We start from the raw sequence: 14,830 nt of genomic DNA on the forward strand, positions 1-14,830 counted from the left end.
GGTGCTAGACACTAATCTACGTGTAATAAGTTTATACTTTCTTATAAAAGCAAAAAGACAGCCAAACAGGCTGTCTTTTCAATTCATGAGCAACAATGCTTCTTTGCCGATCATACCTTTTATTGCACCAAGGTTCTCCGCTTCATAAGTAACCGACTCCAGCGGGGCCTCGAGCAATTCTTCGATTGTTTTTACCCCAACCGCCCTGCCGGCAATAACCTTCCTGCCCTTAAGTTTTTCATTGAGAAGTGCGACATCCAGAGCACCGCACATAATGTATCCTTTATCTCCTGTAACGACAAGCAGGTTTGTCTTAGGCAGTTTTACAGAAATACATAAAAACGTCCTGCCTTCTATTTCAATAGGTGACATGTCGATCATGATCACAACTCCCTCCTTCAATCCCAATAACACTTTATGAAGGATAGAGGGAAAGCGTGATATTTTGATCAGATATTGGTGAAGGTTGGTAAAAAATTTCTGCTGAATTAAACTAAGGAACCAACCTTTAATAAGACGCAAGCTTCCACTCTAGCAAGTTGCGGAGAAATTCCGGCAGCCAGTATCTTTTTTCCTCAGCCCGCTGGATTTCTGGGAAAAAGCGGCCAAACGTGAACATATCAGGAATCGCCAGTGTGTAGTGTTCCTTGGCCTCGATCAGTTTGCCATTGATGAAAATCTGAGTGTAATTCCCTTTTTGCTGAAATTCGATTCCATCATACTCCATGACTCCCATGACGGTGCCGCGGAAGCCAAGACCTTTTATCTGCAGATGTGGCCATTTATCATCCCTGGTCTGCAGGAGCACTTCTTTTAGCTCTGCTCCTGATATCCTGATCGTGCAAGGATTGATTGGATGCGGACAAATTTCGAGCAGGTCGAACTTTGTTACATTTCCTTGCTTCAGGCCTTTAAGGATCATCCCGGCATTCATGAACGCACAATCGGCATTGCACCATTCCCGCAGCGCCTGTGTGAGCATCTTGGAAAGCTCTGAATGCTGAAGTGGGTCTGCCTTTAAACCCTCTGGAAGTAAAGCAACACTTTCTGCCATCAGCGTTTTGCCTTCCTGGAAGTATCCTTCTGCCATTTGCTGCTCATCATGAGCTTGATCTGCTTCGTTCATATCATAGAGCATCGCTTTCTTATGTAGAATTTCTTTCGAGTTCCCATCCAGCTTCAAAGTCACATGGCCTGTATAGTATCCAAACTTCCCGGCTCCTGCCAGCAAGCTGCCATCAACTTCTTTTCCCTCATGTAAAATGTGGTGGGTATGGCCGCCGAGAATGACGTCAATCTCCGGGAACATCCCGGCAATCATTTCATCATCATGGATTCCAAGATGCGATAAAAGGATAATCAGATCCGTTTCTCCCTTTAATTGATCAACGCATTTCTTCAATTCATCAATCGGGTCGTTAAGCTTCCAGCCCAGCTGTGCATAAAACCGCGAAAAATTAACTGTGACGCCAATGACACCGATTCTAGTCCCGCTTTTGCTTATGTATACATGATAGGGCTTAACCCACTCCGGCCTGCTCCCATCCCGATTATATAGATTTGCTATCAGCATTTCGAAATTCTTTTCAAGATACATCGAATCCAGGTCTTCGAAAGGAAGAGTGATTCCTTCATTATTCCCTATCGTCGCCGCATCGTAGCCAGCCTCATTCAAAAGACGGCAATTTGCCTTTCCCCTGGTCGCATCTGATAATGGATGCCAGCGGTCCATATGATCGCCGATATCGAAAACAAGGACCTCGTCGCCCTCTTCCTCGTGCCAGCGCCTGCGTTCAGTCACCAGCTTATGGATGCTTGGCCAGTGCTCCAAATGGCTATGCAAATCATTCGTATGGTAAATATGAATAATCTCTTCCATCTAACCATCCATCCTCTTTTAAAAATGAAGTGCCCCCCTACATGTTGTCAGGAGGGATCCAAAGTCTTAAAACAAATCCAGCTGCCTCGGGTTTAACCCTTCATATTCTATGTCCAACAGCTCCACCATTTGTTTGGCATTATCAGCAGCATCTCCGCCGGAATTGTTGTTGAACAGTGCGAAAACCTGGTATGTGCTTTCATTTAACTTTTTCAGGCGGTCTGCCCACTCTTTTAATTCACCGTGATTATAGCGATATAAATAGCGGACTTCACGCCAATCCTCGCCTTTTCCTTTCTTGTTCCAGCCATGGACATTGCGGCCATGGAAACGGACAAGAACTTTATCTTTCGATGTAGATTGAAGAACCGTTGGAATGGAGCCCGCCCCTGCCTGCGGTTCATCACAGATGCTGTGGATCCATTTTTCCTCTCTCATAAAATCCAGTGTCTTCTCGCGCATTTCATCTGTGAACCATGATTGGTTGCGGAATTCGAGCGCACAATCTAAATCCCCCATTTGATCACGGCACCAGCGCAAATAATCGACATTCTCCTTGCGCAGGTCAAACCACGGCGGAAACTGGAAAAGTGTCATTGCGTGCTTATTCGCTTCCAGGTAAGGCTTCAACGATTCTATGTAAGCAGCGAACATCTCATTTTTATCAGTAAAAGGAATTTCACCGCGCTGGTGCCCGGTCATTCCCTGGTACGCTTTAACAATGAATTGAAAATTGTCAGGTGTGTCATCTACCCATTTCGCGGCATTCCTCACAGGCTGCACAGCGTAAAAAGAGGCATCGACCTCGACTGCGGGAAAGTGGCTGGAGTACTCCTTTAGTTTATCTCGTGCTGAAACCCTGCCTTCATATAAACTGTCATGGTCTCCCCAGCCCGTTAAGCCAACAATAATCATCTGTGCACCTCCATTTTACCTTCATGATAGCATAATTACCTTCTGAATAAGAACTATGACATCGTTTAACCATAATTCCCCCTTATAGAAGAGAGAAAACACATATATTTTTGCTTTGGTAACTGATAATCACTACGTTTTTGGGATGAATCACTACGTTTTTGCCAGGAACCACTACACTTTTGATGCTTATCACTACGAAAATGGACCGAATCACTACGAAATTCTAGATAATCACTACTTTTTACATAAAAATGTCAATCTGTATATCCGGAATTGCACACTACCATGACAAATCCGTACACTCAAACTCATTAATTGCCCCAAAAAACACCGGAATCTCTTAATGAATTTTTTTTTTACTTGCGCGTAACATCTCCCATAATTGGATAATCTTACATACGGAAAACGACTTAAGCTATGTAAGATACATATGCTTTTAACATGCAAAAAATCCACCTGCTGAGGCAGGTGGATTCCCGTAACTATCATTATTAACCGATTGAACCTTCCATTTCGAACTTGATCAGGCGGTTCATTTCGACTGCGTATTCCATTGGCAATTCTTTTGTGAATGGCTCAATGAAGCCCATGACGATCATTTCTGTTGCTTCTTCTTCGGAAACTCCGCGGCTCATCAGGTAGAACAACTGCTCTTCTGATACTTTGGAAACTTTCGCTTCGTGCTCAAGAGAAATGTTGTCGTTCAGGATTTCATTGTATGGAATTGTATCTGAAGTAGACTTGTTATCCATGATCAACGTATCGCACTCAATGTTAGAGCGGGCGCCGTCAGCTTTGCGTCCGAAGTGGACGATTCCGCGGTATGTTACTTTTCCGCCTTGCTTTGAGATTGATTTAGATACGATTGTTGATGATGTGTTTGGAGCAAGGTGGATCATTTTCGCACCTGCATCCTGATGCTGGCCTTTACCAGCGATTGCGATCGATAATGTCATCCCGCGAGCGCCTTCGCCCTTAAGGATGACCGCTGGGTATTTCATAGTCAGCTTGGAACCGATGTTGCCATCGATCCATTCCATTGTCGCGTTCGCTTCACAGACTGCACGCTTTGTTACAAGGTTGAAGACGTTGTTTGCCCAGTTCTGGATAGTTGTGTAACGGCAATATGCGTCTTTTTTAATGATAATTTCAACAACCGCACTGTGAAGTGAGTTTGTTGTGTAAACAGGAGCTGTACATCCTTCAACATAATGTACGTGCGCGCCTTCATCAACGATGATCAGTGTACGCTCGAATTGACCCATGTTTTCAGAGTTGATGCGGAAGTACGCCTGAAGTGGAGTATCCACTTTGATTCCTTTAGGAACATAGATGAAAGATCCGCCAGACCAGACCGCAGAGTTTAATGCTGAAAACTTGTTGTCTGTTGGAGGGATGACTTTTCCGAAATGCTCACGGAAAATGTCTTCGTTTTCTTTTAGAGCAGAATCTGTGTCTTTGAAGACGATTCCTAGCTCTTCAAGCTCTTCCTTCATGTTGTGGTATACAACTTCTGATTCGTATTGCGCAGAAACACCTGCAAGGTATTTTTGCTCAGCTTCAGGGATACCAAGCTTATCGAAAGTCGCCTTGATTTCATCAGGAACTTCATCCCATGATTTTTCAGAGCGCTCTGAAGGTTTTACGTAATATGTGATTTCATCAAAGTTTAATGAAGCCATGTCTCCGCCCCATTGAGGCATTGGCATATTGTAGAAGTGCTCTAATGATTTTAAACGGAAGTCCAGCATCCACTGGGGCTCTTCCTTCATTTTTGAAATTTCTTCAACGATTTCACGCGTCAGGCCGCGCTTAGACCGGAAGATGGAAACGTCTTTGTCGGAAAATCCGTACTTATAATCACCGATCTCTGGCATTTTTTTAGCCATCGTCGAATTCCTCCATTCTTAAAGCAAGGAAACCAGGTCTCCTGCTTTGTAGTTGTTCGCTGCAGGCCAATCCCCCGCAGCTGTTTCGAAAAGAAATCATATGCGATGATTCCTTATTGGCTGTCTTCCTCTTCCTTCAGGCCTTTCTCCATTGCCTTCCATGCAAGAGTAGCACATTTGATCCTTGCAGGGAATTTCGCAACACCTTGCAGTGCTTCAATATCCCCGAGGTCAAGATCATCCTCTTCATAGTCTTTTCCCTGCATGATGTCAGAAAAAACCGTTGAAAGCTTTAAAGCTTCCTCGATTGGTCTTCCTTTGACCGCCTGCGTCATCATTGAAGCAGAGGACATGGAAATCGAGCAGCCTTCCCCTTCAAATTTCGCGTCCTCTACCTTGCCGTCTTCGACTTTCATCGTCAACTGGATGCGGTCGCCGCATGTCGGGTTGTTCATATTTACCGTCAGGCTGCCTTCTTCCAAAACACCTTTATTGCGAGGGTTCTTATAGTGATCCATAATAACTTGCCGATAAAGGTTATCTAAATTATTAAAAGACATCGCTGAAATACTCCTTTGTTTTGACAAGTCCGGTCACGAGCTTGTCAATATCTTCTTCTGTGTTGTACAGGTAGAAGCTTGCACGTGCTGTCGCGGACGCCTTCAGCCATTTCATCAAAGGCTGTGCACAATGGTGGCCCGCGCGTACGGCGATTCCTTCAGCATCTAATACAGTTGCCACATCATGTGGATGCACGTCATCAATATTGAATGTTACAAGTCCAGCACGCTTGCCGGCTTCCTTCGGGCCATAAATGGTCATGCCTTCAATTTCAGACATTTTATCCATTGCGTAAGCTGCAAGAGCGTGTTCGTGCTTCTCGATATTATCGAGACCAATTTCATTCAGGAAGTCGATTGCGGCGCCAAGTCCGATCGCACCTGCGATGATCGGTGTTCCGCCTTCGAATTTCCACGGCAGCTCTTTCCATGTTGACTCCTGAAGTCCTACGAAGTCAATCATTTCGCCGCCAAACTCAACCGGCTCCATTTTTTCAAGAAGTGCCTTCTTGCCATATAATACGCCGATACCGGTCGGCCCGCACATCTTATGTCCGGAAAAAGCGAGAAAATCGCAGTTTAGGTCCTGAACATCTATCTTCATATGCGGAGCGCTTTGAGCGCCATCGACAACCATAATCGCACCATTCTGGTGGGCAATTTCGGCAATCTCCTTGATTGGGTTCATGACACCCAGTACGTTGGAAACCTGCATGATGGAGACGATTTTCGTATTCTCCGTAACCGTTTCTCTTACAGTATCAAGTGAGATCGTGCCATCTTCCTGCAGGTCGATATATTTCAATGTTGCACCCGTCTGTTTTGCTACCTGCTGCCACGGGATGATATTACTGTGATGCTCCATGTAGGAGATGACAATTTCATCGCCCTCTTTGAGATTATCACGACCGTAACTAGCAGCTACCGTGTTGATTGCAGTAGTGGTACCGCGGGTGAAAATAATTTCTTCGATTGATTTTGCATTAATGAACTTTCGGACTTTTTCCCTTGTTCCTTCGTAACCATCAGTGGCTCTTGTTCCAAGAGTATGGACACCACGGTGTACGTTGGAGTTGTATTCGCGATAATATTTGTCCAGTGCTTCAATAACCTGCACGGGCTTCTGTGATGTTGCCGCGCTGTCCAGATAGACAAGCGGGCTGCCATTGACTTCCTGATTTAAAATCGGAAATAATTCACGAATTTCGCGGGCGTTCATTATTTAACTTTCCTTTCGATTACCTCAACCAACTGCTTTTTAACTCCCTCGATCGGAAGCTCATTTACAACTGGAGCAAGGAATCCGTGGATGACAAGGCGCTCTGCCTCGTGCTTCGGAATACCGCGGCTCATCAAGTAGTAAAGCTGCAATGGATCAACGCGTCCAACAGAAGCCGCGTGGCCAGCTGTTACATCATCTTCATCGATTAGAAGGATGGGGTTAGCGTCCCCACGAGCTTTTTCACTTAACATAAGTACGCGAGATTCTTGTTCTGCGTTCGACTTAGAAGCACCATGCTCGATTTTTCCGATTCCGTTAAAAATAGAAGTCGCGCTATCCTTCACAACACCGTGCTTCAGGATATAGCCTTCAGAATTTTTACCGAAATGGATGATGGCTGTTGTGAAGTTCTGAGTCTGTTCTCCGCGACCAACAACAACCGTCTTCGTGTCACCGTAAGAACCGTCACCAACAAGGTTCGTAGTGTTTTCAGAAATTGTGTTTCCATCGTTCATCATGCCAAGAGCCCATTCGATACGAGCATCTCTTCCAGCATGGCCGCGACGGTTCACATAAGTTGTGAGACCTTCAGCCAAAGTATCAACTGCACCGTACTGGATTTTCGCATTTTGGCCAGCGATTGCTTCCGTTACGATATTCACCAATCCGTTCACCTTGCCAGTAGTTGAGATGTAGTTCTCAACATAAGTTACAGAACTGTTATCTTCTGCAGCTACAAGCACGTGGTTGAAAAGGTTCGCTTCAGCATCATCATGCAGGAAGATTGCCTGGATCGGGTTCTTGACTTGAACATTTTTAGGAACATATAGGAATGCACCGCCGTTCATGAATGCTGCATGAAGCGCAGTCAAACGGTGCTCGTCGTTTTTAACAGCTGTCATGAAATATTTCTTCAGCAGATCGCTGTACTCGCGTGCAGCTGTGAAAATATCGGTGAAAATAACGCCTTGCTCTTGCATTTCCTTTGAAAGCTGAAGATATGCAGGCTTGTTGTTGCGCTGAACATATAGACTGCTATCCTTTGCTTCCTCGTCAACAAGCGCTTTTACCTCTTCAGGAAGCTCGTCGATTGATGAAAAAACATCGCTTTTAACGAGCAGTTTTTCAAATTGCGTAAAATTCCATTTATCAATCTTCGTCTTATCCGGTTTTGGCATTGAGAGATCTTCTGCTTTTGCAAGAGATTGTACACGAAGCTCTGTCAGCCATTCCGGTTCATTCATTTCTTTTGAGAAGGAAGTAATGTACTCCTGGTCAAAAGCCCATTTCGTTTCCGTAGTCATTATAAATCCCCCCAACGCTTAAGCTTCTTGCCCAACTGTTTCGTCTTCGATGCCCAGTTCTTTCTTAATCCAGTCGTATCCTTCTGCTTCTAAGCGCTGTGCAAGTTCTGGTCCGCCAGACTTCACAATGCGGCCCTGCATCATAACGTGAACATAGTCAGGAGTGATGTAGTCAAGAAGGCGCTGGTAGTGAGTGATGATCAAGCAGCCGAAATCTTCGCCGCGCATTTCATTGATTCCTTTAGAAACAACCTTCAATGCATCGATATCAAGACCTGAGTCGATTTCATCCAGGATTGCGATTTTTGGTTCAAGCATCATTAATTGAAGAATCTCGTTACGCTTCTTCTCACCGCCGGAGAAACCTTCGTTAAGATAACGCTGTGCCATATCAAGATCCATTTCAAGGAATTCCATTTGCTTATCCATCTTGCGGATGAACTTCATAAGAGAAATTTCATTACCTTCGCCAAGACGGCTGTTCAAAGCAGAACGTAAGAAGTCCGCATTTGTTACACCGCTGATTTCACTTGGATATTGCATAGCAAGGAAAAGACCAGCGCGTGCTCTCTCATCAACTTCCATTTCAAGAACATCTTCGCCATCAAGCGTAACTGTTCCATTTGTTACTTCATACTTAGGGTGACCCATGATTGCAGAAGATAAAGTGGATTTACCAGTACCGTTAGGTCCCATGATTGCATGGATTTCTCCACCCTTAACTTCAATATCCACACCTTTTAATATCTGCTTGCCTTCAATCTCAACTTGAAGGTCCTTAATTGATAATACAGATCCTGCCATAATATTACCTCCGTCAATATAGAAAAGATTTTAAGCCGACTCTTGCCGTCAAAAACTCTATTCTCATTTTATTCTCATTACAATCTTATAACAAATGAAAAGTGTTAGCAACACCTTAAAAGTGGAAAGAAAAACAAAGAACCCTGTAGATTATTGTCAAACCCGCGTGGATTTTTGGCTCATGCCGAGTGGGAAGGAAACGACCGAGCAAATTCATTTGCTTGCAGCGTTTCATTTCCACTCGGCAGCTTTTCAGCTGCGGCTGAAAAGCCAGTGAAGCGTAAGCTTCCGAAGTGAGCCAAAAATCAGCAGAAACTCTGATTTACATATCAATCTACAGATGGACTCCCTTGATTCTTTCCACTTCCCCCACCCCGCCATTCAGCTAGCTGAATGGCGACATGCGACGACATAACACAATTCCATTTTAACAGAACAAGCAATTTTAAGTCGGATATACCGCTCACAGCTTGGACATCATTTTATTTTTTACCTTCTATTATAAAAAAATGTACCCCAAGGCCGAAGTCACTCCCGGTTCTGACAGCTTTTCCTCTTTTGGCACCCAACCTGTCTGAAGTCACCTCATCTTCTGACAGATTTTCCCCTTTTGAGATCAAACTTGTCTGATCTTACCTCGACTTCTGACAGCTTTTCGTCCTTACACCTCAAACCTGTCACAATAACACCTTTTTCTTGACAACTTTTTGCCCTTACACCTCAAACCTGTCACAATAACTGCCTTTTCTTGACAGCTTATCGGCCTGACATCCCAAACCTGTCAAAATAACGGCTTTTTCTTGACAGCTTTCCACCCTAATACATCAAACCTGTCAAAATAAAAAAGAACATCTATGATAACCAATCTCCCTCAGGTTATTTCAACAACACACAATAAAGAAACCAGTGCATAATTCACACTGGTCCCAAAATTTTTCTTCTATTATATATACTCTCGCTTACGAGTGGACTTTTCTGTCCAGGTCTGCGACCATCCGTTGGCTTTTGATATACTCTCTTTCGCGTTTTCTTTCGACTTCCATTCTTGCGTCATGGTTCATGCTGTATACCTCGTAACTAATTCCATGAGCTCCATGCATCGCTTTTTCCATTTCACTTGTGTAGTTCAGTTTTAGCTGACTAATAGTGAATCATCCCTTCGGTTTTTCGCTTTAATAAGCGATTTTTTTGATAGTGCAATCTTAACACCTTTTATTTACCACTATCAAAGCGGTTAAAACCGTTAAATTTTGGATGTGATGGAGTAAGGGGTCCTAACGCGACTTCACCTCTGCCATTCTTAGAATACTGGCAATATCCTCCCAAATGGAGCCTTTCCTGTTATTTAACAGCCAGTTCTGCTGTATAAAACAGCTTTTACTGCTTCAAAGTATTTAGTTCGGCCATTGCTTCCTGGACGAGTGTCACTGCCTGGCTCATTGCCGCGCCGCCACCAAAAGCAGCAGTAACTCCCACCGCTTCCAGAATTTGTTCTTCCGTTGCCCCCTGGTCAAGGCAGCCTTTTAAATGATATATAATGCAATATTCATCCTGTGAATACAATGAAATTCCTAAAGCGATCAGCTGCTTTTCTTTTTGCGTTAAAGTCCCTTCCTGAAAACATACTTCAGTAAACGCATTATAATGCCTGGCAAGCTCTGGCATTCTTTGTGTAAATACACCCAGGCCTTGCTTATATTCATGCAGTGCTGCTTCTGTTGAATTCCGAGGTTCATAATGATGCTCCATTGCTTCCACTCCATTCTGCTTTTTTCTCGGTTAGTATGTTAATTTTCACAGTCGGTTATGCGGCAAAAAGAAAAAGCAGGCTGCACGCCTGCTTTTACCTCATTATTCTTTTACCGGTACAACTGCACCCTCATATTTTTCAAGAATAAAATCCTGAATCTCTTTTGAGTGAAGCACTTCAACTAGCGCCTTGATTGCCGGTTTGTCAGCATCTCCTTCACGAACGGCAATTACGTTTACGTATGGAGAATCGCTTTCCTCGATCGCGATAGAATCCTCTAATGGATTAAGACCAGCATCAATTGCATAGTTAGAGTTGATTAAAACTGCATCGCCTTCGCCATTGTTGAAGATTTGTGGAAGCAACGCTGCATCGTACTCTGTATCAAACTTTAGTTCTTTAGGGTTTTCTTCGATATCATCAATTGTAGCCTTTACTTTATCCACGCCTTCTTTAAGAGTGATCAAGCCTTCTTTTTCAAGCATTGTCAAGATACGGCCATGGTCTGCGACCGAGCTGCTCATGATAACGTGCGCTCCTATTGGCAGATCATCCAGAGTAGTATGGTCTTGTGAATAGACACCAATTGGCTCGATGTGGATTCCGCCTGCATTCTCAAACTTATAGCCGTGTTCAGCCATTTGTGACTCAAGGTACGGGATGTGCTGGAAGTAGTTTGCATCAAGTTCTCCTGAATCCAATGCCTGGTTAGGAACCACATAATCGTTGAAAGTCTTAATTTCCATTTCATAGCCTTTTTCTTCAAGTAGCGCCTTTGCTTCTTCCAAAATTTCTGCGTGAGGTACGTTTGAAGCACCAACGACAATTTTCTTACTTTCTTCCTTGCCGCCTTCTCCCGATGTGTTATCCTCAGAAGTTCCGCAAGCTGCAAGTCCTGCTGTTAATACTAATGCTAATAGAGCTAATAACCATTTTTTCAATTCAAATCTCTCCTTTATCTCTTATCTAATTTTCTAGTGAAGAAATCACCAACAAACTGAATTAAAAACACGATAATTAAAATAATGATGGTTGCCATCAAGGTGACATCATTCCGGCTTCTCTGGAAGCCTTCCATGTATGCCAGGTTTCCGAGACCGCCTGCCCCGATGACACCGGCCATCGCCGTGTAACTGACTAGCGCGATGGCCGTCACCGTTATACCGGACACCAACGCTGGCATCGATTCCGGCAGCAGCACTTTCCAGATGATTGTCGTCGTCTTTGCTCCCATCGATTTTGCTGCTTCAATGACTCCTTTATCAATCTCACGCAAGCCAATCTCAACCATTCTTGCGTAAAATGGAGCCGATCCAATGATCAGTGCAGGCAATGCAGCGTTTTCCCCGATCATCGAGCCAACGATGAACTTTGTAAAAGGTATCAGAAGGACGATTAAAATGATGAATGGGATTGATCTGAAAATATTAACGATTGCACTTAATACTAAATTGACCGGTTGGTTTTCCCATATATTTCCCTTTGCTGTCAAAAAGAGCAGCAGTCCAAGGATCGCTCCAAGAATGAAGGTAGCCACAACAGAGATGGCACTCATGTATAGTGTTTCAACGGTCGCTTCCCACATTCGGTCCCAGTTCACATTCGGAAACAAATTTTCAGCCATTCGAAATCACCTCCACGCCGACCTCATGCTGGCCAATATAATCTATTGCCCGGGCCACTTCGCCCTCTTCACCATCAAGATGGATGAACAAAGTTCCATATGAACCATCTTGTGTCTGCGAAATTTTACCCTGAACAATATTGACCGTTATTGAAAACTCACGAATCAAGTTGGTGATCAGCGGCTGTTCTGTCCCTTCACCTACGAATGTCAGCTGGACAACGCGACCATGTGGATATCGCTCTAGCAAGTGATCAACTGTTTCCTTTGTTTCCTCGGGTTCTGTCACCTGCTGGACGAATCTTTTCGTAATTGGCTGCTGCGGATTCTTGAACACTTCCAATACTGGTCCTGTTTCAACAATCTTCCCGCCTTCCATGACGGCTACTCGGTGACAAATTTTCCTGATAACGTGCATTTCGTGCGTGATCAAGACGATCGTAAGACCAAGTCTCTTATTGATATCAACGAGCAGATCAAGAATCTGGTCAGTTGTCTGCGGATCAAGCGCTGAAGTAGCTTCATCCCCAAGAAGTACTTTTGGGTCATTAGCCAGTGCCCTGGCGATTCCTACCCTCTGCTTTTGACCGCCACTCAACTGGGAGGGATAAGCATCTCCTCTGCCCTCAAGGCCTACAAGTTCGATTAATTCTTTTACCCGCTTCTCTCTCTCAGCTTTGGCTACTCCGGCAATCTCAAGCGGGAAAGCGATATTCTCTGCTACAGTTCTTGACCAGAGCAGGTTGAAGTGCTGGAAAATCATGCTGATTTCCTGGCGAGCCTTACGTAGTTCCGCTCCCTTAATTCTTGAAACCTCCCTGCCTGCTACCACGACGGAACCTGAAGTTGGGATTTCCAGACCATTCAGCATTCGGATCAAAGTACTTTTACCGGCACCACTGTAGCCGATAACTCCATAGATTTCGCCTTCCTTGACTTCAAGGTTGACATCATCTACCGCTTTAACTTCTCCCTTGTTGGAAGGGTAAATCTTTCTGGCATTTTTTATCGTAATCAATTGACTCCCCCTCTTTGCATCTACACTTATTAAAACCGTTACATTTCCCTGAAAATTAAGAAGGTTATCAATCTAGTTTCCCATTCCCTAACCGAAAAAATTCAAACTCCAGCAAAAATGGGAAATAGACTCTATCTTAAACGGGGATGATTGTGCTCAAGTCATAAATTCTTTTCGAACAAGCTTTACGGCTATAACTTTTTAAGCATTTTTTTCGAAAAGGGCAAAATAAAAGCCTTCCTGCAAGTGAGCAGAAAGGCATAGTCATAGTGGATTCCTTTCTCTCATCTGCCAAAGCGATTCGCTTTGTGTGAATTGGCACCATTTCAGCAAGCATAGCTTACTGACGGTTGCCGGGTTTCATAGGGCACTTCCCTCCACCTCTCTTGATAAGAGCACGCTATTAAATTATCTAATCGGTTTTAAGTTACGAGTGTGATTGTAGCACGGAGTAAAAAAGAGTGTCAATAAAATTATTTCTAAATACTTTTTGGGAGTTTATGGTTATTACGCTCCAGCCGGTACTCCCGGCACTCCAGTCGCCTTTTCAATTGCCTGCTCCAGGTCTTCAATGATGTCCTCCACGTTTTCAATTCCCACTGAAAGGCGGATTAAATCTTCAGGAACTCCTGCTGCTTTAAGGCCGTCTGAATCCAGCTGCTGGTGTGTAGTACTTGCAGGATGGATTATCAGGCTTTTCGCATCACCGACATTCGCGACATGGGACCATAATTCTAATGAGTTGATTAGCTTCGCTCCTGCTTCCCTGCCGCCTTCAATCCCAAATATGACAACTGCCCCGGCTCCTTTTGGAAGATATCGATCTGCAAGGCCTTTATCTGGATGGGACTCATGACCAGGATAGCTCACCCATGTAACAGCGGGATGCGATTCAAGGTAGTCTACGATTCTACGTGTATTGGCAACATGCTCCTTCATGCGAACATGTAATGTCTCTATTCCAAGATTGAATTGGAATGCACTCTGAGGACTGATTGCCGGTCCAAGGTCACGCAACAGCTGGACTCTTGCCTTTACGATAAATGCGGCAGCTCCGATTGCCTCACTATAGACAAGATCATGGTAACTAGAGTCCGGCTCATTGAAGCCCGGGAACTTAGGCGACTTCCAATCGAACTTTCCTCCATCCACAATGACTCCACCCATGACTGTACCATTTCCCAGTAGCCACTTGGTAGCTGAGTGGACGACGATATCTGCGCCATGCTCAATTGGCCGGCAAAGATATGGAGTTGCAAATGTGTTATCGATGATTAGCGGAAGACCTGCTTCATGGGCAACTTCCGCTACAGCTTCAATGTCCAGTACTCTGAGACTAGGATTACCGATTGTTTCTGCGTAGACTGCTTTTGTTTTCGGAGTGATTGCCTTTCTAAAATTTTCAGGATCAGCTGGATCAACTAGATGAACTTTTATTCCATACTTCGGCAGGGTTACAGCAAATAGATTGTAAGTACCTCCATATAGATTCGAAGCAGCGACAATTTCATCACCCGCATGCGCAATGTTCAGTATCGCCATCGTAATGGCAGACATCCCGCTTGATAACGCGAGAGCACCAATACCACCTTCAAGCAAGGCTACTTTTTCTTCCAGGGCTGTAACTGTCGGATTATGTATCCGTGAATAAATATAGCCCGATTCCTTAAGAGCAAATAAATCCGCTGCATGTTCTGTATTTTCAAATTGGAACGCATTGCTCGAATAAATAGGAACAGCCCTCGCTCCTGTTACCGGGTCTGGTGACTGACCACCATGTACCCCCAGCGTTTCAATTCTGTAGTTTTTTTGCTCATTAGCCATCTCCATCTCTCCAATCAAAATATTTTTTTGGAAAAACT

14 protein-coding genes and 1 riboswitch are annotated in these 14,830 nt (G+C 44.2%); all 14 genes read right to left on the bottom strand.

Going from position 1 to position 14,830, the window contains the following annotated elements; genetic code table 11:
• Window positions 1–78: 78 nt before the first annotated feature.
• The gene (locus CD004_RS19220; protein ID WP_102265174.1) at window positions 79–381 is read right to left on the bottom strand and encodes a YunC family protein; all 303 of its coding nucleotides are present in this window, start codon (window positions 379–381) and stop codon (window positions 79–81) included.
• A gap of 127 nt (window positions 382–508) precedes the next feature.
• Entirely contained in the window at window positions 509–1,879 is a 1,371-nt protein-coding gene (locus CD004_RS19225) for a bifunctional metallophosphatase/5'-nucleotidase (RefSeq protein ID WP_102264220.1), read from the bottom strand.
• Between the two features lie 66 nt (window positions 1,880–1,945).
• On the bottom strand, window positions 1,946–2,794 hold the full coding sequence (locus CD004_RS19230) for a DUF72 domain-containing protein (RefSeq protein ID WP_102264221.1): 849 nt from the start codon (window positions 2,792–2,794) through the stop codon (window positions 1,946–1,948).
• A 494-nt stretch (window positions 2,795–3,288) separates the two neighbouring features.
• Window positions 3,289–4,686 (bottom strand): Fe-S cluster assembly protein SufB, encoded by a 1,398-nt coding sequence (gene sufB / locus CD004_RS19235; protein WP_079507085.1) that lies wholly within the window; start codon window positions 4,684–4,686, stop codon window positions 3,289–3,291.
• 113 nt (window positions 4,687–4,799) lie between these two features.
• On the bottom strand, window positions 4,800–5,246 hold the full coding sequence (gene sufU, locus CD004_RS19240) for a Fe-S cluster assembly sulfur transfer protein SufU (RefSeq protein ID WP_102264222.1): 447 nt from the start codon (window positions 5,244–5,246) through the stop codon (window positions 4,800–4,802).
• Window positions 5,236–6,465, bottom strand: coding sequence for a cysteine desulfurase (locus tag CD004_RS19245; protein ID WP_102264223.1), 1,230 nt, complete (start codon window positions 6,463–6,465; stop codon window positions 5,236–5,238). The genes sufU and CD004_RS19245 overlap by 11 nt, the downstream gene beginning before the upstream one ends.
• Window positions 6,465–7,772 carry a Fe-S cluster assembly protein SufD gene (gene sufD, locus CD004_RS19250; protein WP_102264224.1) on the bottom strand — a complete coding sequence of 436 codons (1,308 nt, stop codon included), beginning with the start codon at window positions 7,770–7,772 and terminating at the stop codon, window positions 6,465–6,467. Before sufD ends, CD004_RS19245 begins: the two co-directional genes overlap by 1 nt.
• An 18-nt stretch (window positions 7,773–7,790) precedes the next feature.
• Window positions 7,791–8,576: a Fe-S cluster assembly ATPase SufC gene (gene sufC / locus CD004_RS19255; protein WP_102264225.1), complete on the bottom strand. Its 786-nt coding sequence runs from the start codon at window positions 8,574–8,576 to the stop codon at window positions 7,791–7,793.
• A 959-nt stretch (window positions 8,577–9,535) separates the two neighbouring features.
• Window positions 9,536–9,688, bottom strand: coding sequence for a YuzK family famiily protein (locus CD004_RS23915; protein ID WP_158651600.1), 153 nt, complete (start codon window positions 9,686–9,688; stop codon window positions 9,536–9,538).
• A gap of 265 nt (window positions 9,689–9,953) precedes the next feature.
• Window positions 9,954–10,325, bottom strand: coding sequence for a carboxymuconolactone decarboxylase family protein (locus CD004_RS19260; RefSeq protein ID WP_102264226.1), 372 nt, complete (start codon window positions 10,323–10,325; stop codon window positions 9,954–9,956).
• A 102-nt stretch (window positions 10,326–10,427) separates the two neighbouring features.
• Window positions 10,428–11,267, bottom strand: a complete 840-nt coding sequence (locus CD004_RS19265; RefSeq protein ID WP_102264227.1) for a MetQ/NlpA family ABC transporter substrate-binding protein — start codon at window positions 11,265–11,267, stop codon at window positions 10,428–10,430.
• Window positions 11,268–11,281: 14 nt separating this feature from the next.
• Window positions 11,282–11,950: a methionine ABC transporter permease gene (locus CD004_RS19270; RefSeq protein WP_102264228.1), complete on the bottom strand. Its 669-nt coding sequence runs from the start codon at window positions 11,948–11,950 to the stop codon at window positions 11,282–11,284.
• Complete coding sequence (locus tag CD004_RS19275; protein ID WP_102264229.1) at window positions 11,943–12,968, bottom strand: methionine ABC transporter ATP-binding protein; 1,026 nt, start codon at window positions 12,966–12,968, stop codon at window positions 11,943–11,945. Before CD004_RS19275 ends, CD004_RS19270 begins: the two co-directional genes overlap by 8 nt.
• A 281-nt stretch (window positions 12,969–13,249) precedes the next feature.
• A riboswitch (SAM riboswitch) is annotated at window positions 13,250–13,364 on the bottom strand.
• Between the two features lie 111 nt (window positions 13,365–13,475).
• On the bottom strand, window positions 13,476–14,792 hold the full coding sequence (locus CD004_RS19280) for an O-acetylhomoserine aminocarboxypropyltransferase/cysteine synthase family protein (RefSeq protein WP_102265175.1): 1,317 nt from the start codon (window positions 14,790–14,792) through the stop codon (window positions 13,476–13,478).
• Window positions 14,793–14,830 lie beyond the last annotated feature (38 nt).

The sequence above is a fragment of the Mesobacillus jeotgali genome, assembly GCF_002874535.1.
Taxonomy (GTDB): domain Bacteria; phylum Bacillota; class Bacilli; order Bacillales; family Cytobacillaceae; genus Mesobacillus; species Mesobacillus jeotgali.

Excerpts from the sequence above, each read along its gene's own strand:
- sufC (WP_102264225.1), bottom strand. The coding sequence starts at position 8,576 with ATGGCAGGATCTGTATTATCAATTAAGGACCTTCAAGTTGAGATTGAA.
- CD004_RS19260 (WP_102264226.1), bottom strand. The coding sequence starts at position 10,325 with ATGGAGCATCATTATGAACCTCGGAATTCAACAGAAGCAGCACTGCAT.
- CD004_RS23915 (WP_158651600.1), bottom strand. The coding sequence starts at position 9,688 with ATGGAAAAAGCGATGCATGGAGCTCATGGAATTAGTTACGAGGTATAC.
- CD004_RS19280 (WP_102265175.1), bottom strand. The coding sequence starts at position 14,792 with ATGGCTAATGAGCAAAAAAACTACAGAATTGAAACGCTGGGGGTACAT.
- CD004_RS19230 (WP_102264221.1), bottom strand. The coding sequence starts at position 2,794 with ATGATTATTGTTGGCTTAACGGGCTGGGGAGACCATGACAGTTTATAT.
- CD004_RS19245 (WP_102264223.1), bottom strand. The coding sequence starts at position 6,465 with ATGAACGCCCGCGAAATTCGTGAATTATTTCCGATTTTAAATCAGGAA.
- CD004_RS19270 (WP_102264228.1), bottom strand. The coding sequence starts at position 11,950 with ATGGCTGAAAATTTGTTTCCGAATGTGAACTGGGACCGAATGTGGGAA.
- CD004_RS19220 (WP_102265174.1), bottom strand. The coding sequence starts at position 381 with ATGATCGACATGTCACCTATTGAAATAGAAGGCAGGACGTTTTTATGT.
- sufB (WP_079507085.1), bottom strand. The coding sequence starts at position 4,686 with ATGGCTAAAAAAATGCCAGAGATCGGTGATTATAAGTACGGATTTTCC.
- sufD (WP_102264224.1), bottom strand. The coding sequence starts at position 7,772 with ATGACTACGGAAACGAAATGGGCTTTTGACCAGGAGTACATTACTTCC.
- CD004_RS19225 (WP_102264220.1), bottom strand. The coding sequence starts at position 1,879 with ATGGAAGAGATTATTCATATTTACCATACGAATGATTTGCATAGCCAT.
- sufU (WP_102264222.1), bottom strand. The coding sequence starts at position 5,246 with ATGTCTTTTAATAATTTAGATAACCTTTATCGGCAAGTTATTATGGAT.